The organism is Geodermatophilus sp. SYSU D00700 (assembly GCF_054050255.1).
Genome location: NZ_JBJGZA010000003.1, coordinates 1 through 23614, shown reverse-complemented (window position 1 = coordinate 23614; position 23614 = coordinate 1). Strand labels below are relative to the sequence as shown.

General features: G+C 75.8%; 19 protein-coding genes. 13 read left to right on the top strand and 6 right to left on the bottom strand.

Annotated features, from left to right (window positions below):
• The first annotated feature begins 109 nt into the window (after positions 1-109).
• From ACI79V_RS03395 to ACI79V_RS03380, 4 genes are all read left to right on the top strand, one after another.
• Positions 110-2146 carry an APC family permease gene (locus tag ACI79V_RS03395; protein WP_456886823.1) on the top strand — a complete coding sequence of 679 codons (2037 nt, stop codon included), beginning with the start codon at positions 110-112 and terminating at the stop codon, positions 2144-2146.
• Positions 2139-3449, top strand: a complete 1311-nt coding sequence (locus tag ACI79V_RS03390) for a class I SAM-dependent RNA methyltransferase (RefSeq protein ID WP_456886821.1) — start codon at positions 2139-2141, stop codon at positions 3447-3449. Before ACI79V_RS03395 ends, ACI79V_RS03390 begins: the two co-directional genes overlap by 8 nt.
• 28 nt (positions 3450-3477) lie before the next feature.
• The gene (locus ACI79V_RS03385) at positions 3478-3705 is read left to right on the top strand and encodes a DUF4177 domain-containing protein (protein ID WP_456886819.1); all 228 of its coding nucleotides are present in this window, start codon (positions 3478-3480) and stop codon (positions 3703-3705) included.
• Between the two features lie 87 nt (positions 3706-3792).
• The gene (locus ACI79V_RS03380; RefSeq protein WP_456886817.1) at positions 3793-4161 is read left to right on the top strand and encodes a hypothetical protein; all 369 of its coding nucleotides are present in this window, start codon (positions 3793-3795) and stop codon (positions 4159-4161) included.
• On the opposite strand, the gene ACI79V_RS03375 is transcribed toward ACI79V_RS03380, so the two are convergent.
• Positions 4158-5345: an ROK family protein gene (locus tag ACI79V_RS03375; RefSeq protein ID WP_456874693.1), complete on the bottom strand. Its 1188-nt coding sequence runs from the start codon at positions 5343-5345 to the stop codon at positions 4158-4160. The genes ACI79V_RS03380 and ACI79V_RS03375 overlap by 4 nt on opposite strands.
• A gap of 213 nt (positions 5346-5558) precedes the next feature.
• On the opposite strand from ACI79V_RS03375, the gene dxs reads away from it, so the two are divergent.
• The gene (gene dxs / locus ACI79V_RS03370) at positions 5559-7478 is read left to right on the top strand and encodes a 1-deoxy-D-xylulose-5-phosphate synthase (protein ID WP_456886815.1); all 1920 of its coding nucleotides are present in this window, start codon (positions 5559-5561) and stop codon (positions 7476-7478) included.
• A complete protein-coding gene (locus tag ACI79V_RS03365; RefSeq protein WP_456886813.1) occupies positions 7475-7753 on the top strand; it encodes a thiamine-binding protein in 279 nt (92 codons plus the stop codon). Before dxs ends, ACI79V_RS03365 begins: the two co-directional genes overlap by 4 nt.
• A gap of 279 nt (positions 7754-8032) precedes the next feature.
• Here ACI79V_RS03365 and ACI79V_RS03360 read toward each other — a convergent pair whose 3' ends face one another.
• Positions 8033-10120, bottom strand: coding sequence for a 3-hydroxyacyl-CoA dehydrogenase NAD-binding domain-containing protein (locus ACI79V_RS03360; protein WP_456886811.1), 2088 nt, complete (start codon positions 10118-10120; stop codon positions 8033-8035).
• Entirely contained in the window at positions 10117-11322 is a 1206-nt protein-coding gene (locus tag ACI79V_RS03355) for a thiolase family protein (RefSeq protein ID WP_456886809.1), read from the bottom strand. The genes ACI79V_RS03360 and ACI79V_RS03355 overlap by 4 nt, the downstream gene beginning before the upstream one ends.
• Positions 11323-11566: 244 nt before the next feature.
• On the opposite strand from ACI79V_RS03355, the gene ACI79V_RS03350 reads away from it, so the two are divergent.
• The 3 genes from ACI79V_RS03350 to ACI79V_RS03340 all read left to right on the top strand — a co-directional run bounded on the left by ACI79V_RS03350 (position 11567) and on the right by ACI79V_RS03340 (position 14849).
• Positions 11567-12670 carry a sugar ABC transporter substrate-binding protein gene (locus tag ACI79V_RS03350; protein WP_456886807.1) on the top strand — a complete coding sequence of 368 codons (1104 nt, stop codon included), beginning with the start codon at positions 11567-11569 and terminating at the stop codon, positions 12668-12670.
• Between the two features lie 83 nt (positions 12671-12753).
• Positions 12754-13560, top strand: coding sequence for an ATP-binding cassette domain-containing protein (locus ACI79V_RS03345; protein WP_456886806.1), 807 nt, complete (start codon positions 12754-12756; stop codon positions 13558-13560).
• 2 nt (positions 13561-13562) lie between these two features.
• Entirely contained in the window at positions 13563-14849 is a 1287-nt protein-coding gene (locus tag ACI79V_RS03340) for a sugar ABC transporter permease (RefSeq protein WP_456886804.1), read from the top strand.
• 48 nt (positions 14850-14897) lie between these two features.
• Here the strand turns inward: ACI79V_RS03340 and ACI79V_RS03335 are convergent, their stop codons facing one another.
• Together ACI79V_RS03335 and ACI79V_RS03330 are read right to left on the bottom strand one after the other, a co-directional pair.
• The gene (locus tag ACI79V_RS03335) at positions 14898-16085 is read right to left on the bottom strand and encodes an HRDC domain-containing protein (protein ID WP_456886802.1); all 1188 of its coding nucleotides are present in this window, start codon (positions 16083-16085) and stop codon (positions 14898-14900) included.
• 174 nt (positions 16086-16259) lie between these two features.
• Complete coding sequence (locus ACI79V_RS03330) at positions 16260-16892, bottom strand: DUF3000 domain-containing protein (protein ID WP_456886800.1); 633 nt, start codon at positions 16890-16892, stop codon at positions 16260-16262.
• A 136-nt stretch (positions 16893-17028) separates the two neighbouring features.
• On the opposite strand from ACI79V_RS03330, the gene hemE reads away from it, so the two are divergent.
• Together hemE and hemG are read left to right on the top strand one after the other, a co-directional pair.
• Entirely contained in the window at positions 17029-18084 is a 1056-nt protein-coding gene (hemE, locus tag ACI79V_RS03325) for a uroporphyrinogen decarboxylase (protein ID WP_456886799.1), read from the top strand.
• Positions 18081-19448 (top strand): protoporphyrinogen oxidase, encoded by a 1368-nt coding sequence (gene hemG, locus ACI79V_RS03320; RefSeq protein ID WP_456886797.1) that lies wholly within the window; start codon positions 18081-18083, stop codon positions 19446-19448. The genes hemE and hemG overlap by 4 nt, the downstream gene beginning before the upstream one ends.
• Here the strand turns inward: hemG and ACI79V_RS03315 are convergent.
• Positions 19445-22267: a helix-turn-helix transcriptional regulator gene (locus ACI79V_RS03315; RefSeq protein ID WP_456886795.1), complete on the bottom strand. Its 2823-nt coding sequence runs from the start codon at positions 22265-22267 to the stop codon at positions 19445-19447. The two genes, hemG and ACI79V_RS03315, sit on opposite strands and share 4 nt — an antisense overlap.
• A 168-nt stretch (positions 22268-22435) precedes the next feature.
• Between ACI79V_RS03315 and ACI79V_RS03310 the strand changes: the two genes are divergently transcribed.
• Both ACI79V_RS03310 and ACI79V_RS03305 read left to right on the top strand, forming a co-directional pair.
• Complete coding sequence (locus ACI79V_RS03310; protein ID WP_456886793.1) at positions 22436-22990, top strand: hypothetical protein; 555 nt, start codon at positions 22436-22438, stop codon at positions 22988-22990.
• Positions 22987-23514 (top strand): YceI family protein, encoded by a 528-nt coding sequence (locus tag ACI79V_RS03305; protein ID WP_456886791.1) that lies wholly within the window; start codon positions 22987-22989, stop codon positions 23512-23514. Before ACI79V_RS03310 ends, ACI79V_RS03305 begins: the two co-directional genes overlap by 4 nt.
• The last annotated feature ends 100 nt before the right edge of the window (positions 23515-23614 follow it).

Genomic DNA, 23614 nt, shown 5'->3' with positions numbered 1-23614 from the left:
ACCCGCTCCGGCGGCTGCGGAGGACCCGTCGCAGACGCCTGACCCCTCGGGGGCGCAGCCGTCCCGGAGGTGCGGCACCCGGTGCCCCGGCGTCCGTACCATCGCCGCCGTGCCAAGCCTGTCCGACCTCGGACAACTCCCGAAACGGCTCGTCCTGGGACGGCCGGTCCGCAGCGACCGGCTGGGGGAGTCCCTGCTGCCCAAGCGCGTCGCGCTCCCCATCTTCGCCAGCGACCCGCTCTCCTCCGTGGCCTACGCCACCCAGGAGCTGCTGGTGATCCTGGCGCTGGCCGGCACGGCGTACCTGTACCTGACCCCCTGGCTGGCGGCGGGGGTGGTCGTGCTGCTGGTGACGGTGGTGGCGTCCTACCGGCAGGTGGTGCGCGCCTACCCGTCCGGCGGCGGCGACTACGAGGTCGCCATGCGCAACCACGGCCAGTTCGCGGGACTGGTGGTGGCCAGCGCGCTGCTCATCGACTACGTGCTCACCGTGGCGGTGTCGGTGTCGGCCGGCACGGACAACATCATCTCGGCCTTCCCCGCCCTGAACGAGCACCGGGTCGCGATCGCCCTCGGCCTGGTGGCCCTGCTGGCGGCGCTCAACCTGCGCGGGGTGCGGGAGTCCGGCCGCGCCTTCGCCGCGCCCACCTACCTGTTCATCACCGCGATCCTGGTGATGATCGCCACCGGCCTGGTGCGGTACTTCCTGACCGGCTCGGACCTGGCGGCCGAGAGCGCCGGGTACACGATCAGCCCGCAGGCCGACTACGCCGAGCTCGGCGGGCTGGCGCTGGTCCTGCTGGCGCTGCGCGCCTTCGCCTCCGGGTGCACCGCCCTGACCGGCGTGGAGGCGATCGCCAACGGCGTCCCGGCCTTCCGCCCGCCCAAGAGCCGCAACGCCGCCACCACCCTGGCCCTCATGGGCGGCGTGGCGGCGACGATGTTCGCCGGGATCACCGCGCTGGCCCTGCTCACCGACGTCCGGTACGCCGAGTCGGCCTGCGACCTGGTCGGCTTCGCCGACTGCGAGACCGAGCCGCAGCGCACGGTGATCGCGCAGGTGGCGGCGGCCACCTTCGGCGGGTCCCAGTCGGTGGGTTTCTTCGCCGTCCAGGCGTTCACCGCCGCCGTCCTCGTCCTCGCGGCCAACACCGCGTTCAACGGCTTCCCGCTGCTGGGGTCGGTGCTCGCGCAGGACCGCTTCCTGCCGCGGCAGCTGCACACCCGCGGCGACAAGCTCGCCTTCAGCAACGGCATCCTGCTGCTGGCCGGGTTCGCCGGCCTGCTGATCGTCGTCTTCGACGCGTCGGTGACCTCGCTGATCCAGCTCTACATCCTCGGGGTGTTCATCAGCTTCAGCATCGGTCAGTGGGGGATGGTCCGGCACTGGAACCGGGAGCTGCGCTCGAGCACGGACGCCGCCCGGCGGGCCCGGATGCGGCGGTCCCAGGCGATCAACCTCGCCGGCGCCCTGCTCACCAGCGTCGTGCTGGTCGTCATCGTGGTCACCAAGTTCGTCCACGGAGCGTGGCTGGTGCTGGTGTGCATGCCGTTCCTCATCGTCCTGATGCGGGCGATCAACCGGCACTACTCGCACGTCGCCGAGCAGCTGGTGCCCGACGTCGACTCGCGGATGCTGCCGAGCAAGGTCCACGCCGTCGTGCTCGTGTCCAAGGTGCACCGGCCGACGCTGCGCGCGCTGGCCTTCGCCCGCGCCACCCGGCCCGACCAGCTGACCGCGCTGACGGTCAACGTCGACGACGCGGACACCCGCGCCCTGCAGGCCGACTGGGACCGCTACGACATCCCCGTCCCCCTGACCGTGCTCGAGTCGCCGTTCCGGGAGATCACCCGGCCGGTCGTCGACTACGTGAAGGCGATCCGCCGCTCCAGCCCGCGGGAGCTGGTCATCGTGTTCGTGCCGCAGTACGTCGTCGGGCACTGGTGGGAGAACGTGCTGCACAACCAGAGCGCGCTGCGCCTGCGCGCCCGGCTGCAGTTCCAGCCCGGGGTCATGATCACCACGGTGCCGTGGCAGCTGGAGAGCTCCATCGGCCGCGAGGACGACCGGCAGCGGGGCCCGGCGCCGGGCGACGTGCGCCGCGGCCTGTCCGACGACCCGGTCGAGTCGACCCCCTATGGCTGACGGCCGGCGCCGCCATCGGGGAGCCCGGCCGCCGCGCCCCGACCGGGGTGGCGGCTGGACCGGCCGGGAGTTCGAGGTGACCGTCGGCCCGGTGGCCCACGGCGGGCACTGCGTGGCCCGGCACGAGGGCCGGGTGGTGTTCGTGCGGCACGCGCTGCCGGGGGAGCGGGTGGTCGTCCGCGTCACCGAGGACCGCCAGCCCGGCTACTGCCGCGCCGACGCGGTCGAGGTACGCGAGGCCTCGCCCGACCGCGTCGAGCGGCCCTGCCCGTACAGCGGGCCGGGGCGCTGCGGGGGTTGCGACTGGCAGCACGTGTCCTGGGACGGGCAGCGCCGGCTCAAGGCCGACGTCGTCCGCGAGCAGCTCACCCGGCTCGGCCGGCTCGACCCCGCCGACCCCCTCCTCACCGGCCTGGCAGTCGAGGCGCTGCCCGACGGCCCGCTGCGCTGGCGGTCGCGGACGCGGTTCGCCGTCGACCGGTCCGGGACCCCCGGGCTGCGGCGGCACCGCTCCCACGACCTGTTCCCCCTCGACGACTGCCCGATCACCGTGGAGGCCGCCGCCCGCGCCGTGCTCGACCGCCGCTGGCCGGGCGCGGGCGCGGTCGACGTCGCGGTGGACTCCGCGGGGACGGTGACCACGACCCGGCTCGACCGGCGCGGTGCTCCCACCTCGACCCGCGTGCTGCGCGCCGGCGACGACGAGGCCGCCGTCCCCGCCGGGCGGGCCGCGCGGCACGCCGCCGGTCGGGACTGGGAGGTCGAGGGCACCGGCTTCTGGCAGGTGCACGGGTCGGCGGCCGACGCCCTGGTGTCCGCCGTGGCCGGGGCCGCTTCGGTGCGGCCCGGGGAGACGGTGTTCGACCTGTACGCCGGCGCGGGCCTGTTCGGCGGTGCGCTGGCGCCCGCGGTCGGGGAGTCGGGCCGGGTCGTGTGCGTGGAGGCCGACGCCGGGGCGTGCGCCGCCGCGGAGGCCAACCTGGCGGACCTGCCGCAGGCCGAGGTGTGGCAGGGCGAGGTGGACGCCGAGGGGCTGACCGGCCTGCTGGAGGAACTCGGCAGGAGCCCCGACGTCGTCGTGCTCGACCCGCCGCGGGCCGGCGCCGGACCGGCCGTCAGCCGGGTGCTGGCCGGGACGGGGGCGCGCGCGGTGGTCTACGTCGCCTGCGACCCGGCGTCGCTGGGCCGTGACGTCGCCGTGTTCGCCGGCGCCGGGTACCGGCTCGCCGCGCTGCGGGCCTTCGACGCCTTCCCGATGACCGCGCACGTCGAGTGCGTCGCGCTGCTCGTCCCGGCGACCTGACCCGGAGGGCGCCGGATACGGTCTGGGGGTGACCACCTGGGAGTACGCCTCGGTCATCACGGCCAACGACGCCGAGTCGCAGCGTGCGGGGGTGAGCGTCAAGCTCCCCGGCGGGCGGCTGGAACGGCAGCAGGGGGACACCAGCTCGGTGCTCAACCGCCTCGGCGGCGAGGGGTGGGAGCTGGTGAGCTACCACTCCAGCGGAGCCGGCACCTGGGGTTTCGAGCAGTTCTGGCTCAAGCGCCCGCTCACCTAGGTCGCGGGCGGGGCGCTCTGGTCACGACCGGGTGACGGCGCCGCCCGCCGGGTCGAACGCGTGTTCGATCTGCGGCAGACTGCCGGCGTGGGATCGAGCGTGCCGCCGGGCTGGCCGGAGCAGGTGCGTCCGCCGGGCGCGCCCGACTGGGAGCGCACCGCGGTCACCTGGCTCTTCGACCTCGTGCCGCCCGACTACCGGGCGCACGAGGTGCTGCGCCGCTATCCGGTCCTGCTCGCCCGGATGGCCGGTGACCACGTCGGTGCGGGGCTGGAGGCCGCCCGCGCGGGCTGGCGGACCGTCCGCGTCGACCTCGCCGACCACCTGCCCCCGGACGCCCTGGAGGCCGCGGTGGCGGCCTACGAGCGGGAGGGTGCGCGGCTGGCCGCCGCCGCACGCGGCGTGACGGTCGTGGCCGGGGCGCTGCGCGGCGAGGTCTGGGTGCCCCGCCTCTAGCCGCCACCGAGCCGGTCGGCCTCCCGGATCCCGACGGCGAGCGCGCCGAGGAGCTCCGCGCGGCCCCCGAGCGAGCCCGGCACCACGGTGAGCTGCTCGGCGGCGGCGGGGATGGCGGACTGCTCGAGGGCCCGCCGCAGCGGGTCCACCAGCAGGTCGCCGGCGGTGCCGAGCTCCCCGCCGACGACGATGCGGTCGGGGTTGAGCACGTTGACCAGCCCGCCGAGGACGAGGCCGACCGACGTCCCGGCGTCGGCGATCAGCCGCCGGCAGGCCTGGTCGCCGTCCTGGGCGCCGGCCACGAGGGAGCGCAGGTCGGTGTGGTGCGGCGCGGCCGTGCGGATCGCCCGCAGCAGGGCGGTGCCGCCGGCGGTCAGCTCCAGGCAACCGCGGTTGCCGCAGCGGCACAGCGGTCCCGACGGGTCGAGGCTGACGTGGCCCATCTCGCCGGCCGTGCCGGAGACGCCGCGCAGCAGGTCGCCGTCGAGGACCAGCGCGCCGCCGACGCCGGTGGCCATCTTGAGGTAGATCGTGGAGCGCGAGCCCCGGCCGGCGCCCCAGCGCACCTCCGCGACCGCGCCGAGGTTCGCGTCGTTCTCCACGATCACCGGCACGCCGAGCCGCTCCTGCAGTGCGGGCGCCGGCGTCCGGCCCGACCAGGTCGGCAGGATGTTCGAGCGCGCCACGGTGCCGCGGGCGCTGGCCGAGCGGCCGACCACCGGCGTCGGGAGGCCGACGACCGCGCCGACGACGTCGGCGGTGCCGGCGCCGGCCCGGGCCAGCTCGTCCTCCACCTGGCCGCCCACGGTGTCGAGGACGGCGTCGGGGCCGAGGTCGGCGACCGGCAGGGTGGTCACCTCCTCGCCGACGATCCGGTGGGACAGGTCGGCGACGGCGGTGCGGACGTGCGTGCGCCCGATGTCCACCCCCACGACGACACCGGCCCTGCGGGTCAGCTGCACGAGGCGGGCGGGCCGGCCGCCGGTGGGCAGCGCGTCCGAGGGGTCCGCGGGCGCGACCAGCCCCTGGTCGACGAGGTCGGCGACGTACCCGGAGACCGTGGCCCGCGACAGGCCGGTCTGCTCGACCAGCTGCGCGCGCGTCGCCGGGCCGCCGACCCGCAGCGCCTCGACGAGCCGGCGCGAGGGTCCGGTCACCTCGGGCAGCCACGGCCGGGTGTGCATGGCGTGATCGTGAGCACACTCCGGTCTTCTGTCAATCGACGACGGAACTGGGTCCTCCGGCGTGGGGAGAGTGCTGACGCGCGACGGAACGGTCCGCCCCCGGTCGCCGGTCCACCGCTTCACCGGGAGGGGCCGGCCGTCGCGCGACTACAGTGGGTCGGCGGCCCTCGACCAGCCGTGCCACCGCCGCCACAGAGAGGACACCGCCGCGCCGTGTCGCTCCTGCGCTCGCTCCGCGACCCCGCCGACCTCCGGGCGCTGCCCGCAGAGCAGCTGCCCGCGCTGGCCGCGGAGATCCGTGACGCGCTGGTCACCAGCGTCGCCCGGACCGGCGGCCACCTCGGTCCCAACCTCGGCACCGTCGAGCTGACCATCGCCCTGCACCGGGTGTTCGAGTCGCCGCGCGAGCCGATCGTCTTCGACACCGGCCACCAGGCCTACGTGCACAAGATGCTCACCGGCCGCGTCGAGGGCTTCGACCGGCTGCGCCAGCGCGGCGGGCTCTCGGGCTACCCGAGCCGGGCCGAGAGCGAGCACGACTGGGTCGAGAACAGCCACGCCTCCACCGCCCTGTCCTACGCCGACGGCCTGGCCAAGGCCTTCGCCGTCCGCGGCGACACCCGCCCCGTCGTCGCCGTCGTCGGCGACGGCGCCCTCACCGGCGGCATGGCCTGGGAGGCGCTCAACAACATCGCCGCCGCGCAGGACCGGCCGGTCGTCATCGTCGTCAACGACAACGGCCGGTCCTACTCGCCGACCATCGGCGGCGTGGCCGACGCGCTGGCCGGCCTGCGCCTGCGCCCGGGCTACGAGCAGGCGCTGCTGGCCATCCGCCAGGCGCTGCACCGCGCGCCGGTGCTGGGCTCGGCGCTCTACGACGCGCTGCACGGGCTCAAGAAGGGCGTCAAGGACGTGCTCTCGCCGCAGGGCATGTTCGAGGACCTCGGCCTCAAGTACGTCGGCCCCGTCGACGGCCACGACGTCGAGGTCCTGGAGTCGGCGCTGCGCCGGGCGCGGTCCTTCGGCCGGCCGGTGATCGTCCACGCGGTCACCACCAAGGGCTTCGGCTACCCGCCGGCCGAGACCGACCAGATCGACGCCTGGCACGCCACCGGCGTCTTCGATCCCGACAGCGGGGTCGGTCCCGTCGCGGCGCGGGACTGGACGGCGGCCTTCTCCGACGAGCTGGTGCGCATCGGCGCCGAGCGGGCCGACGTCGTCGCCGTCACCGCCGCGATGCTGCACCCCACGGGCCTGGCCGGCTTCGCCGAGCGGTTCCCCGAGCGCACCTTCGACGTCGGCATCGCCGAGCAGCACGCGCTGACCAGCGCCGCCGGCATGGCGATGGCCGGGCTGCACCCGGTGGTCGCGGTCTACTCGACGTTCCTCAACCGGGCCTTCGACCAGCTGCTCATGGACGTCGCGCTGCACGGGCAGCCGGTCACCGTCGTCCTCGACCGGGCCGGGGTCACCGGCACCGACGGCGCCTCGCACAACGGCATGTGGGACTTCTCGATCTGCTCGGTGGTCCCGGGGCTGCGCATGGCGGCGCCGCGTGACGAACCGACCCTGCGCGAGGCGCTGCGGGAGGCGGTCGCGGTGACCGACGGCCCCACGGTCGTGCGCTTCCCGAAGGGCCCGCCGCCGGTGGACATCCCGTCGCTGGAGCGGCGCGGGCCGGTCGACGTGCTGCGGCACGGCGGGGACCGGCCCGACGTCCTGCTGGTCGCCGTCGGCTCGATGGTGCCGACCTGCCTGGCCGCCGCCGAGCGGGCCGCCGACCACGGCATCGGGGTGACCGTCGTCGACCCGCGCTGGGTGCTGCCGGTCGCCGACGAGCTGGTCGAGCTGGCCGGCGAGCACCGGCTGGTGGTCACCGTCGAGGACTGCGGGCGGGCCGGCGGGGTCGGCGCGACCCTGACCCAGGCGCTGCAGGACCGCCAGGTCGACGTGCCGGTGCGGGCGCTGGGCCTGCCGCAGGCGTTCCTCGAGCACGGCAGCCGGGGCCAGGTGCTGGCCGACTGCGGCCTGACCGAGCAGGACGTCGCCCGGCGCATCGCCGAGTGGGCCGCGGTGGTCAGCGAGCGCTCCGACACACCGGCCACAGCGCCCGTGGACGGCGCCCAGCAGTGATCGCCGAGATCCAGGTCGCGCCCTCGCCGGCCGGGACGCCGGAGGACCCGCACGCCTTCGTCGAGGCCGCGGTGCGCGTCATCCAGGCCTCCGGGCTGCGGTACGAGGTCGGCGCCCTCGGGACGACGCTCGAGGGCGACGCCGACGCGGTGTGGGCCACGCTGCGGGCGGCGCACGAGGCGATGCTCGCCGCCGGTGCCACGGCCGGCATCTCGCACGTCAAGATCGCCTCGGTGGACCGCACGATGGACAGCCTCACGCGCAGGTTCCGCTGAGACGACGAACGGCCGACCCGCACGCGAGGCCCCGTCCTCCGGTGTGCACTTCCGCGGACGTGCACAACCGGCGCCCGACCGTCTGCGCCGTCGACCTCGCCGTGTGGTGCCCGACCTCAGCCCGCAGCGTGAGGTCGGGCACCGCGGCGGCCGGTCCGGCGTGACCGGCGGCGCGCGGGGCTGAGCCAGGACGGCCCGGGACGGCGAACGGCCCGGGCCCCGCGCGGGGACCCGGGCCGTCGTCGTCCCGGTGTGCACCTCCGCGGAAGTGCCCAGGGCTCAGGCGGGGAGGCTGGCCACGCCCCTCGGCAGGAACCGCGAGCCGGTCACCCGCTCGGAGACGCCGGCGCGGTCGAGGTACGCCGAGATGCCGCCCAGCCAGAACGGCCAGCCGGCGCCCAGGAGCATGCACAGGTCGACGTCCTGCACGGCCTGCACGACGCCCTCGTCGAGCATCAGCCGGACCTCCTGGGCCAGCGCGTCGACGGCGCGCTCGCGCACCTGCTCCTCCGACAGCGGCGAGTCGCCGGCGTCGATGCCCTCGAGCTCGGGGTCGACGACGCCGGGCTCGGAGTACACCGAGGTCTTGCCCAGCTCGACCATCCGCCGCAGCCCCTCGCCGACGGCGAACCGGTCGGGGAAGGCCTCGTGCATCCGCTCGGCCACGTGCAGGGCGACCGGCGGGCCGACCAGCGTGAGCAGCTCGAACGGCGTCATCGGCAGGCCCAGCGGGTCCAGCGCCCGGTCGGCCACGGCCACGGGCGTGCCCTGCTCGACGGCGGCGGTGACCTCGCCGAGGAAGCGGGTCAGCAGCCGGTTGACCACGAACGCCGGGGCGTCGGCCACCAGCACGCACGACTTCTTCAGCTGCTTGCCGACGGCAAACGCGGTGGCCAGCGTGGCGTCGTCGGTCCGCTCGGCACGCACCACCTCCAGCAGCGGGAGCACCGCCACCGGGTTGAAGAAGTGCAGGCCCACGACCCGCTCGGGGTGCTCGAGCTTGGAGGCCATCTCGGTCACCGACAGCGCGGAGGTGTTGGTGGCGAGCACGCACTCGGCCGACACGACCGCCTCGACCTCGGCGAACACCTGCTGCTTGACCGACATCTCCTCGAAGACGGCCTCGATCACGAGGTCGGCGTCGGCGAAGACCGCCTTGTCCAGGGCACCGGTGACCATGCCCTTGAGCCGGTTGAGCCGGTCCGGCGACAGCCGGCCGCGGGCGGCCAGCTTCTCCAGCTCCCCGTGCACGTAGCCCACGCCCTTGTCGACGCGCGCCTGGTCGACGTCGGTGAGGACGACCGGCACCTCCAGCTGCCGCACGAACAGCAGCGCCAGCTGGGAGGCCATCAGGCCCGCGCCGACGACGCCGACCTTGGTGACCTTCCGGGCCAGGGACCTGTCCGGGGCGCCGGCCGGCCGCTTGGCCCGCTTGTTCACGAGGTCGAACGAGTACAGCGAGGCCCGCAGCTCGTCGCTCATCAGCAGGTCGGTGAGCGCCTCGTCCTCGGCGGCGGTGCCGGCGGTGAACGCCTCGCCCTCGACCCCGTTGCGGGCCAGGTCGAGCAGCTCGACGGCGCGCAGCGCGCCGGGGGAGGCGTTGCGGGTGCGGGCCGCCACGATCCCCCGGGCCCGCTCGACGGCGGCGTCCCACGCGGTGCGGTCGACCTCGGGGCGGGGCACGACGACGTCGCCGTCGAGCACGCCGGCGGCCCACTCCAGCGAGCGCTCGAGGAAGTCGGCCGGCTCGAAGACGGCGTCGGCGATGCCGAGCGCCGCCGCCTTCGGGGCCGGGGTCATCCGGTTCTGCGAGAGGGCGTTCTCGACGACGACGGTCACCGCCGCGTCGATCCCGACGAGGTCCGGCAGCAGCTGCGTGCCGCCCCAGCCGGGCACCAGGCCGAGGAAGACCTCGGGGAAGGCGACCAGCGCCGTCGAGGCGATCGTGCGGTGGTGGCAGTGCAGCGCCAGCTCCAGGCCGCCGCCGAGGGCCACGCCGTTGACGAACGCGAACGTCGGGACCGCCGAGTCCTTGAGCCGGCGGAACACCCGGTGCCCGGTCCGGGCCATCTCCCGCGCCTGGTCGGCGGAGGTGACCGCCGGGACGCCGGAGAGGTCGGCGCCGACGGCGAAGACGAACGGCTTGCCGGTGACGGCGATGGCCGCCGGCGCCGGGGTGTGCGCCTCGATCTCGTCGAGCGCGGCGTCGAGCGAGGCCAGCCCGCCGGGGCCGAAGGTGGAGGGGCGGGTGTGGTCGTGCCCGTTGTCCAGGGTGACCAGGGCGATCTCACCGGCCAGGCCGGGCACCCGCAGGTACCGCACCCGCGCGGTGGTCACGACCTCGGTGTCGAAGACGGCAGTCGTCACTTGGTGGTGCCCTCCCAGTTCGGGTTCTCCCAGATCACCGTGGCGCCCATGCCCAGGCCCACGCACATGGCGGTCAGGCCGTAGCGGACGTCGGGCCGCTCGGCGAACTGGCGGGACAGCTGGGTCATCAGCCGGACGCCGGAGGAGGCCAGCGGGTGGCCGACGGCGATGGCGCCGCCCCAGGGGTTGACCCGCGGGTCGTCGTCGGCGATGCCGAAGTGGTCGAGGAAGGCAAGGACCTGGACGGCGAAGGCCTCGTTGAGCTCGAACAGGCCGATGTCGTCGATGGTCAGGCCGGTGCGGGCCAGCGCGCGCTCGGTCGAGGGGACCGGGCCGACACCCATGACCTCGGGCGCGACGCCGACGAAGCCGTAGCCGACCAGCCGCATGCCGGCGTCGAGGCCGAGCTCGTGCGCGACCTCCTCGGCGGCGAGGATGCAGCCGGTGGCGCCGTCGTTGAGCCCCGCGGCGTTGCCGGCGGTGACGTGCCCGTGCGGGCGGAACGGGGTCTTGAGCGTCGCCAGGCCCTCCAGGGTGGTGCCCGGCCGCGGCGGCTCGTCGACGGTGGCCAGCCCCCAGCCGTGCTCCTGCGAGCGGGTCGCCACGGTCACCAGCTCCGGGCCGATCTGCCCGTTGGCCACGGCCTTGGCGTAGCGCTGCTGGCTGGCCAGCGCGAAGGCGTCGGCCCGCTCCCGGGTCAGGTGCGGGAAGCGGTCGTGCAGGTTCTCGGCGGTGGAGCCCATGACCAGCGCCGAGCCGTCGACCAGCTTCTCGCTGAAGAACCGCGGGTTGGGGTCGGCGCCCTCGCCCATCGGGTGGCGGCCCATGTGCTCGACCCCGCCGGCGATGGCGACGTCGTAGGCGCCGAAGGCGATGCCGCTGGCGGTGGTGGTCACGGCTGTCATGGCGCCGGCGCACATGCGGTCGATCGCGTAGCCCGGCACGGACTGCGGCAGCCCCGCCAGCAGCGCGGCGGTGCGGCCGATGGTCAGCCCCTGGTCGCCGACCTGGGTGGTGGCCGCGATCGCGACCTCGTCGACGCGCTCGGGCGGCAGGGCGGGGTTGCGGCGCAGCAGCTCGCGGATGACGCGGACGACGAGGTCGTCGGCGCGCGTCTCGGCGTAGACACCCTTCGGGCCGGCCTTGCCGAAGGGGGTGCGCACGCCGTCGACGAAGACGACCTCGCGCAGCGAGCGGGACATGGGACCTCCGCAGCGGGATCGGGAACCGGCCCGAGACGGGCGCGGCACCCTGAAGTTACCCGCCGGTAACCCGTGGACCAAGCCCGACCCGACCCCTCCGGGGCGTCGGTCGGCAGAGGTGCTGCCGCGCTCCTCGCGGGTCACGGTCCGGCAACGTCACGGACGCACTCTTGCGACGGGTGTGATCCAGAGCGCATATTGGCCGCCGCACTTCTGTAGATTCCCGACGGAACGGTGGAGATCCATGGCGCGACGGCACACGATCATGACGGCCCTCGCGGCCTCCCTCGTCTTCAGCCTGGCCGCCTGTGGCGGCGACAGCGGCGGCGGAGAGGAGAGCGGCGGCGGTGGCGGTGGCGGCGAGGCCGCCGGGCGGGTCGGCGTGATCCTCCCCGACACCGAGTCCTCGGTGCGCTGGGAGAACTTCGACCGCCCCTACCTCGAGGCGGCGTTCGAGGAGGCCGGTGTCGAGTACGACATCCAGAACGCCGAGGGTGACGCGCAGCGGCAGGCGACCATCGCCGAGCAGATGATCACCGAGGGGGCGACCGTCCTCGCGATCGTGAACCTCGACTCGGCGTCGGGCGCGCAGATCCAGGAGCAGGCGTCCAACGAGGGCGTCGCCACGATCGACTACGACCGGCTGACCCTGGGCGGCACCGCGGAGTACTACGTCTCCTTCGACAACACCGAGGTCGGCCGGCTGCAGGGCCAGGGCCTGCAGCAGTGCCTGGAGGCCAACGGCGTCACGCAGGGCAACATCGCGTTCCTCAACGGCTCCCCGGACGACAACAACGCGACGCTGTTCTCGTCGGGCGCCCACGAGATCCTCGACCCGCTGACGCAGTACACCCAGGTCGCCGAACAGGCCGTGCCCGACTGGGACAACCAGGAGGCGGCGACGATCTTCGAGCAGATGTACACCCAGGCCGGCGGCAACATCCAGGGCGTGCTGGCCGCCAACGACGGCCTCGCCAACTCGGTGATCCAGATCCTGGAGCGCAACAACGCCGCGGGCCAGTCGAACGTGACCGGTCAGGACGCCACCGTCGAGGGGCTGCAGAACATCCTCGCCGGTGACCAGTGCATGACGGTCTACAAGTCGGTCCGCGAGGAGGCCAACGCGCTCGCCGAGCTGGCCGTCGCGCTCATCAACGGTGAGGAGGGCGAGACCACCGGCACCGTGGAGGACCCCGAGGGTGGCCGCGAGGTCCCGTCGGTCCTGCTCACCCCCGTCGCGATCTTCCGGGACAACGTCGGCGACGTCGTCGAGGACGAGTTCGTGAGCGCCGAGGAGCTCTGCACCGGCGAGTTCGCCGCCGCCTGCCAGGAGCTCGGGATCGAGTAGTGGTCAACGGCCGCCGGGGCGTCGATGATGGGCGCCCCGGCGGCTGCTGTCCCAGCCCCACCAGCACGACCGAGAGGCCCGGCGTGTCCGCACCCACCGACCGTCCCCAGGACGTCACCCCCACCCTGGAGCTCCGCGGCGTCAACAAGAGCTTCGGCGCCATCCAGGTCCTGCACGACGTGCACATGAAGGTCTATCCCGGCCAGGTCACCGCGCTGGTCGGCGACAACGGCGCGGGCAAGAGCACGCTCATCAAGTCCATCGCCGGCATCCACCCGATCGACTCCGGCGAGTTCGTCTTCGAGGGCCGGCCGGTCACCGTCACCGGCCCACGCGACGCCGCCGCGCTCGGGATCGAGGTCGTCTACCAGGACCTCGCCCTGGCCGACAACCTCGACGTCGTCCAGAACATGTTCCTCGGCCGCGAGCGCAGGAACGGCATCGTCCTCGACGAGTCGTCCATGGAGGTGGCCGCGCGGGACACCCTCGCCAAGCTCTCGGTGCGCACGCTGAAGTCCGTGCGCCAGCTGGTCTCCAGCCTCTCCGGCGGCCAGCGGCAGACGGTCGCGATCGCCAAGGCCGTGCTGTGGGAGTCCAAGCTGGTCATCCTCGACGAGCCGACCGCCGCCCTCGGCGTCGCGCAGACCCGGCAGGTGCTCGACCTCGTCCGGCGGCTGGCCGACACCGGTCACGCGGTGGTCTTCATCAGCCACAACATGGTCGACGTCTTCGAGGTCGCCGACCGCGTCGCGGCCCTGTACCTGGGCCGGATGGCGGCCGACATCCCCATCTCCCAGGTCGACCGGCCGCAGGTCATCGAGCTCATCACGGCGGGCCGGTCGGGCAACCTGGGCATCGCACCCGCCGACGCCGCAGCGGTGGAGGTCTGAGCATGTCCAGCACCATCTCCAAGCCGACGAGCGCACAGGAGCCCGGCGGCGCGCCGTCGGGCTTCGAGGCCGATCGCAGCGCCGACACCCTCGGCGGCACGGTACGGGCGTACCTCGACCGCGTCCGAGGCGGTGACCTGGGTGCGCTGCCCGCCGTCCTCGGCATCGTCGTCCTCGGGCTGCTGTTCTTCGTGCTGCGGCCCGAGACGTTCCTGACCCCGCGCAACATGGCCAACCTGGCCGACCAGGCGGCGCCGATCATCATCCTGGCGATGGGCCTGGTCTTCATCCTGCTGCTGGGCGAGATCGACCTGTCCGCCGGTGTGGTCAGCGGCGTCTGCGCCGCGGTCATGGCCAAGCTGCTCGCCGACGCCGGTGCACCGTGGTACGTCGCCGTGGGGGCAGCCCTGCTCACCGGCGTGCTCATCGGCCTGTTCACCGGCAGCCTCGTCGGACTGATCGGCATCCCGTCGTTCGTCGTCACACTGGCGCTCTTCCTCGGCTGGCAGGGCTTCACGCTGCGGCTCATCGGCGAGGGCGGGACGGTGCCGGTGCGCGACCCGGTGATCTCGGCGATCAGCGACCGGAACCTGCCGGTCGTCCTCGGCTGGGTCCTCGCCCTGCTGACCATCGCCGCGTACGCGGCGCTGCAGCTCAACCGGTTCCGCGTCCAGCGGGCCAAGGGGCTCGCGCACGCCCCGCTCGCCGTGGTCCTCGTGCGGATCGGCGTCATCGCCGCCGTCGTCGTCGTGGTCACGGCGGTGCTGAGCGTCGACCGGGCCCCGGCTCCCGGCGTGGTCCTCGCCGGCATCCCCTACGCCATCCCGCTGGTGGTCATCCTGCTGCTGGCGCTGACCTTCGTGCTCGGCCGCACGAGCTTCGGCCGGCACGTCTACGCGGTCGGGGGCAACGCGGAGGCGTCCCGCCGGGCGGGCATCAGCGTCACCCGGATCCGGGTGGCGGTGTTCGTCATCGGCTCGACCCTGGCGGCGATCAGCGGCATCGTCGCGGCCGCCCGGCTCGGCTCGGTGGCGCCGGGCTCCGGCGGCGGCAACACGCTGCTCTACGCCGTCGGCGCCGCGGTCATCGGTGGCACCAGCCTCTTCGGTGGCCGGGGCCGGGTGCGCGACGCGGTCCTCGGTGGCCTGGTGGTGGCGATCATCGCCAACGGCCTGGGCCTGCTGGGTACCGAGGCGTACCTCAACTTCATCATCACCGGCGGGGTGCTCCTGCTGGCCGCCAGCGTCGACGCGCTGGCCCGGCGGCGGGCCGCGGCCACCGGCCACTGACGCCACGAGGGTCCGCCGTCCGGCACCGGACGGCGGACCCTCGCCGGTTCAGGCGCGGGAGAGCGCGTCGGCGAGCAGGTCGCGGGTCAGCTCGACCTGCCACTCGCGGGCCCCGCCGGCCCGCAGCGCCGCGGCGACCGCGTCGGGGTCGCGCGGCTCGGGCGGGGTCCACATCAGCCGCCGGACCAGGTCGGGGGAGAGCAGGTTCTCCACCGGCACCGCGTGCTTGTCGGCCAGCTCGGCCAGCCCCGTCCGGGCGGCCTGCAGGCGGGTGGCCGCGGCCGGGTCGCGGTCGGCCCACCGGTTGACCGGCGGCGGCCCCTCACCCGGGCGGCTCTGCAGCGGCAGCTCCGACTCCGGCAGCGCGCGGCCGCGGGCCAGCGCCCCGAACCACGTCGTCACCAGCCGGCGGTTGGCCCGGCCCCGGAACACCGGCAGCTCGAGCAGGGCCGCCTCGCTCTGCGGGTCGGCCTGGACGGCGGACACCATCGCGGAGTCGGGCAGCACCCGGCCCGGGGCGATGTCGCGCCGGCGGGCCAGGTCGTCGCGGGCCTGCCACAGCGACCGCAGCATCCCCAGCTGGCGGCGGCTGCGCAGCCCGTGCACACCGGAGGTGCGCCGCCACGGGTCCTGCCGCGGGGCGGGCGGCCCGGCGGCGAGGACGGCGGCGAACTCCTGCCGGGCCCAGTCGGTCTTGCCCTGGTCGGCCAGCAGCGCGGCGAGCGCGTCGCGCAGGTCGACGAGCACCTCGACGTCGAGGGCGGCGTAGACCAGCCACTCCTCCGGCAGCGGGCGGGTGCTCCAGTCGGCGGCGGAGTGGCCCTTGACCAGCGAGTACCCGAGCAGGGACTCCACGACCGCGGCCAGACCCACCCGCGGCAGGCCGGCGAGGCGGGCGGCGAGCTCGGTGTCGAAGATGCGCGCCGGGACCATCCCGATCTCCGCGAGGCAGGGCAGGTCCTGGCTGGCCGCGTGCAGCACCCACTCCTCGTCGGCGATGGCGGCCTGGACGGCGGAGAGGTCGTCGAACGGGACGGGGTCGACCAGGCCGGTGCCGGCGCCCGCGCGGCGCAGCTGCACCAGGTAGGCGCGCTGCCCGTAGCGGTAGCCCGACGCCCGCTCGGCGTCGACGGCGACCGGACCGCTGCCCGCGCGCAGCGCCTCGGCGTAGCCGGCGAGGGCCGCGGGGGTGTCGATGACCGGCGGCAGGCCGTCGCGCGGGGCGAGCAGCGGCACGGGGGCGGGCGCGGCGTCGTCGTCCGGGGAGACGTCGGGCAGGGGGTCGGTGCTCAGTTGCCGTCCACCTTCTCGCCCGTGTCGGTCCGTGCGTCCGCCGCCGCTGTCCCGGCTCCCGGCGGCCTCGGCCGGCCGGTGCGGACCCGGGGAGTGCCGGACTCCCCGGTGCCGATCCTAGTTGCCGTCGTCGACGGAGCCGGAGGGACCCAGCAGGGAGACGCCGGGCGGGGGCAGCCCGGCCGCGGTGCCGAGGACCTCCAGCCAGGCGTCGAGGTGCCGGTCCAGGGCGGTGTCCCCGGCGGTCCAGGAGGCGCGGATCTCGACGTCGACGGAGTGCTCGGGGCCGGCGAGGTCGCCGAAGCGGGTGGACGCGGTCCGGGTCACCGTGCCACCGAGCGCGTGCGCCGCGGCGCCGCTGCCGGCCAGCGCCTCGGTCAGCCAGCTCCAGGCGACCTCGGAGAACATCGCGTCGTCGACCATGTGCTCGTCGGTGCTGGCCGACAGGTAGCCGACGCAGCGGGTGGTGCCGTGCCACGACTCGTGCCCGGCGGGGTCGTACAGCACGATGAACCGGCCGACGGCGAGCTCGACCTCCTCCTCGCCCTCGCCCTCGGTCACCCGGATGCCGAGTGCGTGGGCGAAGGGCGCGAGCCGCTGCGGGGCGGGGATGGTCTCGACGACGATCTCGGGGCGGGTCCGCAGCGCGGTGAGCGAGGCGATGCCGGCGGCGAAGTCGGCGGGTGGGGGGTCGGGAGCCGCGCGGGCACCGGCACCCTCCCGGGGACCGGCCACGCTGCGAGGCTCCACGCTCGCAGGGTAGGGCCCCGGGCCCGGTCTGTCTCGGACTCGCCGCTGGTGGGCGGCCCGGGACGGGCCCGCGGCGACCGCCGGGCACCGGGCGGGCGCCCGCCCGCCGTGCCCGGGTCTGGGAGGATCGACCGTCGTGAGCACCGCTGCCGCCCGTCCGTCGTCCCCCGCCGACTCGGACCTCGTCCGCGCCGCGCGCGGCCTCCCGGTCGACCGGACGCCGGTGTGGTTCATGCGGCAGGCCGGCCGCTCGCTGCCGGAGTACCGGGCGCTGCGCGCCGGGACAGCGATGCTCGGGGCCTGCCAGGACCCCGACCTGGTCACCGAGATCACCCTGCAGCCGGTCCGCCGGCACGGCGTGGACGCCGCGATCCTCTTCTCCGACATCGTGCTGCCGCTCGTGGTGGCCGGCGTGGACGTCGAGATCAAGCCCGGCGTCGGCCCGGTGGTCGCCGACCCGGTGCGCACGGTGGCCGACGTCGACGCGCTGCCCGACCTCGAGCCCGACCGGCTGGACTTCCTCGCCACCGCGGTGCGCCGGCTGGTCGCCGAGCTCGGGCCCACGCCGCTCATCGGGTTCGCCGGGGCGCCGTTCACGCTGGCGACCTACCTCATCGAGGGCGGCCCGTCGAAGGAGCACGCCCGCACCAAGGCCTTCATGTACGCCGAGCCCGAGGCGTGGTCCCGGCTGCTCGACCGGCTCGCCGTGTCCGCGGCGACGTTCCTGCGGGTGCAGGTCGACAACGGCGCCTCCGCGGTGCAGCTGTTCGACTCCTGGGCCGGGGTGCTGTCGGCGGCCGACTACGGCACCCGCGTGCTGCCGCACTCCCGCGCGGTGTTCGACGGGCTCGGCGACCGCGACGTGCCGCGCGTCCACTTCGGCGTCGGCACCGGTGAGCTGCTCGCGCTGATCGGCGACGCCGGCGCCGACGTCGTGGGCGTCGACTGGCGGGTGCCGCTCGACGAGGCCGCGCGGCGGGTCGGCCCGCAGCGCTCGCTGCAGGGGAACCTCGACCCGGCCGTGCTGCTGGCCGACCGGGGGACCGTCGACCGCGAGGTGCGCCGGGTGGTCGAGCAGGGCCGCGCCGCCCGCGGGCACGTGTTCAACCTCGGCCACGGCGTGCTGCCCGAGACCGACCCCGGGGTGCTCACCCACGTCGTCGAGCTGGTCCACGAGCTCACCGCGCGATGAGCCGGCTGGTCGTCGTCGGGGCCGGCGTCACCGGGCTGGCCGCCGCGTACGCCTGGTCGCGGGAGCGGCCCGGCGACGAGGTGGTCGTGGTGGAGGCCGGCGGGCGGATCGGCGGCAAGCTCGACCGGGTCGAGCTGGCCGGCACCTGGTACGACACCGGCCCCGAGGCGGTGCTCGCCCGGGTGCCCGAGGCCGTCGAACTGGTGGCGGAGCTCGGGCTCGCCGACCGGCTGGTCGCCCCCTCGACCACGCAGGCCTCGATCGTGCTGCCCGACGGCCGCCACCCGCTGCCGCCGGGCACCGTGCTGGGCGTGCCGACGTCGGCCGACGGGCTGGCCGGGGTGCTCACCCCCGACGGCGTCGCGCGGGTGCGCGCGGAGGCCGACCTGCCGCCGCTGCGGCTGGACGGCGACGTCTCGGTGGGCGCGCTGCTGCGCGCCCGGCTCGGCGACGAGGTGGTCGACCGGCTGGTCGAGCCGCTGCTGGGCGGGGTCTACGCCGGCCGGCCCGACGACCTCTCGCTGGCGGCGACCATGCCGGCACTGGCCGCGCAGCTGCCGCACGCCGACAGCGTGCTCGCCGCCGCGGTGGCCGCCCGGGACGCGGGGGCGCGCAGCCGCGGGGACGCCGACGGGCCGGTGTTCGTCACCGTCGCCGACGGGATCGGGGCGCTGCCGGAGGCGCTGGTGGCGGCGTCCCGGGCGCACGTCCGGCTCCGCACGCCCGCCCACGCGCTGCGCCGGGCGCACGGACGGCTCGAGGTCGCCGTCGGCCCGGTCGCGGCGCCGGAGGTGATCGAGGCCGACGCCGTCGTCGTCACCGCGCCCGCGGGCAAGGCCGCGCGGCTGCTCGCCGGGATCGCGCCGGGCGCCGTCGAGCCGCTGCGCGGCATCCCGTACGCGTCGATGGCCGTGGTGGCGATGGCCTTCCCCGCCCAGCCGGTCGACGCCGGGTCGGGGCTGCTGGTGCCGCCGGTGACCGGGCGGCTGGTCAAGGGCGTCACGGTGTCGTCGTCGAAGTGGCCGCACCTGTCCGGCGACGGCCTGCTGCGGGTGCGCGCGTCGGTGGGCCGCTACGGCGACGAGGTGGAGCTGCAGCGCGACGACGACGACCTCACCGCCGCGGTCGTGGCCGACGTCGCCGACCTGCTCGGGCTCGAGCGCCGGGAGCCGGTGGCGACGCACCTGGCCCGCTGGGGCGGGGGACTGCCGCAGTACCTGGTCGGCCACCCGCAGCGGGTGGTCGCGATCCGCGAGGCGGTGGCCGCGGTGCCCGGCCTGGCGGTGGCCGGGGCGGCCTACGACGGCGTCGGCGTGCCGGCCTGCGTCCGCGGTGCCCGGCGCGCGGTCGAGGCGCTGCGCTAGCTGCCGCGGGCGCGGGTGGCGGTGGCGAGCTGTGTGCGGTTGGTCAGCCCCAGCTTGCCCAGGGAGTTCCGCACGTGGCTCTCCACCGTGCGCTCGGACAGGAACAGCCGCTCGGCGATCTGCCGGTTGGCGAGTCCCTCGGCCACGAGCTCGGCGATCTCGCGCTCACGGGTGGTCAGCGGATCCGCGCGGCGGGCCGCCTGCCGGGCGCGCTCGACCAGCGCGGCGGCCTCGCGCTCCGCGCGGGGCATCCCGAGGCGGCGCGCCTCGCCGGCCGCGACCCGGGCGAGCTCGGCCGCGCGGGCGACCTCGTCCCGGAGGCCGCGGTCGAGCAGGGCGGCGGCCAGACCGATGCGGTCGTTGACCGCCGCGGGCCGGGCACCGGTGTGCGTGTCGGTCGCCAGTGCCTGCTGGAACCAGCCGATCGCCTCGTCGAGGCGGCCGCGCACGACGGCGAGGCGGCCCAGCAGGACGGCGACCGAGCCCTGGCCGTACACCCCCGCGCCGGTGGCCGCGTACGGGCGAGCGACCAGCTGCCGGTGCACCAGCTCCGCGGCGGTCACGTCGGCGAACGCCTCCACCAGCGGGACGACGTTGACGTCGACGCCCGAGGAGCCGACGAAGTCCGGCTCGGCCAGCTGATGCCGGAGGGCCTCGTACCGGGCAGCTGCCTCGTCCCGTCGCTCCTCCAGCAGCGCGAGCAGCGCCCGGGTCACCTGGACGATCGGCGTGGCGTCGGCGCGGTCCAGGGCGGCGCGGGCCTCGGCGCTCCACTCCCTCGTGTCGCCGGTGACCAGTGCGTGCTGCAGCGCGAAGGCATGGGACAACCCCACCGTCGAGACGTCCGCGGCCAGCTGGTCCAGGCCGACCTCCCGGGCTTCGGCGTTGAGCGCGAGTGCCTCGGGGAACCGGCCGCGCAGCGCCGCGACCGACGCCCGCAGCCGGAGGTCGTGCCACCGCACCAGTGGCAGCCTGGTCCGCCGGGCCAGGTCGGAGATCCGCGCGAGCTCGTCGTCCACCGTGGTCGTGTCGCCGGTCTCCATGCCGGCGTCGATCCGCCACCTCGCCCCCCAGAGCGCGGCCAGCGGCTGACCGGAGGCGGCGGAGTGCTCGATCGCGAGGAGCCCCAGGCGCGCCTGCTCGCGCGCGTCGACGGCGGTGGGGCTCGCCTTCATCCGGGCCCGCACGGCGTCGATCACCGCGCCCGGGTCGCCGCAGCGCTCGGCCAGCTCCAGCGCCTCGACCGCCAGGGGTGCGGCCGCGCCCAGCCGGCCGGCCTCGGCGAGGGTCGAGGCGGCCTGCGACAGCAGGAGTGAGCGGAGCCCCGGGTCCCGATCGGCGTCCACCGCATCGAGCGCGCGCTCGCACATGCCGACCAGCGCCGTGCTCCGGCCCGGGACGGCGACGTCGTGCACCGCGAGCGCCGCCGCCGCCATGAGGTCGGACCGGCCACGGCCGGCTGCCGCCTCCGACGCGGCGACCGCGTGCTCGAGTGCCGGACCGAACCGACCGGCGCGGAATTCCGCCGTCGCCAGGTCGACGAGCAGAGCGGCCCGTTCCTCGTCGTCCGCCCCCGCCCGCCGGGCCGACTCCAGGGCGCTCGACAGGAACCGGGACGCGTCCTCGAAGGCCAGCGTGCGGGTGGCGGTGTCCGCGGCGCGCCGCGCCCAGGCCACCGCCCGGTGCGGCGCCTCCGGGCCGGCAGCGCGCAGCCAGTGGCCGGCCACGAGCCCGGCGGCCGGGGCGTCGTCGGCGAGCAGCCGCTCGAGCGCCTCGGCGCACCGCCGGTGCAGCTCCTCACGGGTGCTCGGCGCCAGGTCGCCGTAGATCGCGTCCCGCACCACTGCGTGTGCGAACCGCCGTCGGCCCGGGACGTCGGGGAGGACGGTGAGGACCCCCGCGCGCACGGCGTCGTCCAGTCCGGCGTGCACCTGCTCGATCGGCCGGCCGGTGACCGCGCCCAGCTCTGCGGCGTCCACCTCCTCGCCGAGCACCGCGGCGGTGTCCAGGAGGTCGAGGACGGCCGGCGGCAGGGTGGCCAGCGTCGTCCGGACGACGTGGCGCAGCTCCGACCCCTCGGCCGCGCCGTCGCCGGCCGAGCCGAGCACCCGGACGACCGCCCGCAGGTACAGCGGGTTGCCCCCGCTGCGCCGGTGCGCGACCCGCGCCGCGTCCCGGTCCCCGCCGACGTACGCGCGGACGTCGTCCTCGGTCAGCGGGTCCAGCCGCAGCGACCGCGTCGCCGGTCGCCGCAGCAGCTCCGGCAGGGTGCGGTCCAGCAGGTCCGCACCGGTACCGGCGGGCTCCCGGTACGTGCCGACGACGAGCAGCCGCGAGCCGTGCAGCTCGCCGGCGAGGTGGCGCAGCAGCCGCAGCGACGTCTCGTCGGCCCAGTGCAGGTCCTCCAGGACGACGACCAGCGGGGCGCGTGCGGCGGACTCGACCACCGCATCGGTCGCGGTCGCGACGAAGCGGAAGCGCGCCGCCTCGGGATCGGCGCTGCGCTCGCGGAGGAGGTCGACCTCCGACAGCGCCTCGGCCACCGCGGACTGCACGTCCGGGCGGGTGCGCAGCACCCGCCGCCACGGCCAGAGCGGCGGTGCACCGGGATCGTCGACGCAACGTCCCCAGGCGACGGCCGGGGCGGCCGCGGTGGCCTCCTCGACGGTCCGGGTCTTGCCGATGCCGGCCGGTCCCGACACCAGCACGAGACCCCCGCCGCCGTGCCCGGCTGCGGTGACGCAGGTCCTCAGCTCGCGGAGCTCGGCGTCGCGGCCGACGAACGGGCCGCCGTCGGCTCCCGTCCGTGCGGTCGCCACACGGCGCAGTATCCCGGTCCTCCCGGCGTGCGAGAACGCGTTCCCGCGCGTGGAGGGCCCGACCTCCGTACCTCGGTTGCGTGCTCCCACGGATGTCCGGGACCGCCCGCCGCCGGATCGTCTCTCCCACCGGGGCGCGGACGTCGCCCCACCGAGGAGGGAGAGACCGTGTACGCCACCATCCACGGGTTCCGGATCACGGCCGGCCACGGGCCGGGCGTCCGGGAGGTCGTCGACGGCTGCCTGCCCGCCGGCGCCGCGCCCGCCGGGCTCATCGTGCTCGACGACGTCGAGGACCCGGGCCGCGGCACCGTCGTCGCGCTCTGGGCCGACGAGCCGGCCACCGACCGGGTCTACCGGGTCACCGACGAGCTGCACGGTCGCGCCACCGGGCGTCGCCCGCTGTTCGCCCAGGTCACCTGGCTCGACACCGGGGGCGACCCGGCGCGGGCGGATGCCGCCGAGCACGGCGGCCGGGACCGGATCTGGCCGGCGGTGCGGGACATCGACGGCATCGTCGAGGTCCTCGCGCTGCGCAGCACCGACGACCGGATCGTCGTCATCGGGCTGGCCACCGCCACCGAGACCCGCGACCGGGTGCAGCAGGCCGTGGTGCGCACGGAGCTGCTCCCGGACGAGGACCCGGCGCTGCTGCCGGGACACGACCGGGTCGAGATGGCGCGGGTCCTGCTCGCCGAGCTGCCGACGGGGGTGCGGTCGTGACCGCCCCGCTGCGCGCCCGGCCGGCCACCGCCGGCACGTGGACCGTCTCCGACAGCCGCACCCGGATCGCCTTCGCCGTCGGCAACCTCGGCCGGGTCGCGCACGGCACGGTGACGTGCCGCACGGGCTGGGTGGAGCTGGACGTCTCGGGCGACCCGGTCCGGGCGTCCGCCGACCTGGACCTGGACACCCTGGACACCGGCATCGCCAAGCGGGACCGCGACCTGCGCAGGCCGGGCCTGCTCGACATCGACCGGCACCCGGTGATGACCTGGCGTTGCGACCGGTTCGTCCCCACCGGCGACGGGGGGTGGACGGCGGAGGGCGAGCTGTCCGTGCGCGGGACGACGGCGCCGCTCACGGTGACCGGCCGGCCCGAGGCGGCGCTCGACGGCGACCGGCTCCGGGTCCGGGCGCAGGCCGAGCTGGACCGGACGGCGGTCGGCATCCGTGCGCCCGCGTTCCTCATCGGGCGGCGCGTCTCGATCACCGTCGACGCCTGGTTGGTCGCGCCCGGCGGGTGATCCGGCCGGGGGGGGGGGGGGGGGGGGGGGGGGGGGGGGGGGGGGGGGGGGGGGGGGGGGGGGGGGGGGGGGGGGGGGGGGGGGGGGGGGGGGGGGGGGG

Excerpts from the sequence above, each read along its gene's own strand:
- ACI79V_RS03390 (WP_456886821.1), top strand. The coding sequence starts at position 2,139 with ATGGCTGACGGCCGGCGCCGCCATCGGGGAGCCCGGCCGCCGCGCCCC.
- ACI79V_RS03375 (WP_456874693.1), bottom strand. The coding sequence starts at position 5,345 with ATGCACACCCGGCCGTGGCTGCCCGAGGTGACCGGACCCTCGCGCCGG.
- ACI79V_RS03355 (WP_456886809.1), bottom strand. The coding sequence starts at position 11,322 with ATGTCCCGCTCGCTGCGCGAGGTCGTCTTCGTCGACGGCGTGCGCACC.
- ACI79V_RS03350 (WP_456886807.1), top strand. The coding sequence starts at position 11,567 with ATGGCGCGACGGCACACGATCATGACGGCCCTCGCGGCCTCCCTCGTC.
- ACI79V_RS03340 (WP_456886804.1), top strand. The coding sequence starts at position 13,563 with ATGTCCAGCACCATCTCCAAGCCGACGAGCGCACAGGAGCCCGGCGGC.
- hemG (WP_456886797.1), top strand. The coding sequence starts at position 18,081 with ATGAGCCGGCTGGTCGTCGTCGGGGCCGGCGTCACCGGGCTGGCCGCC.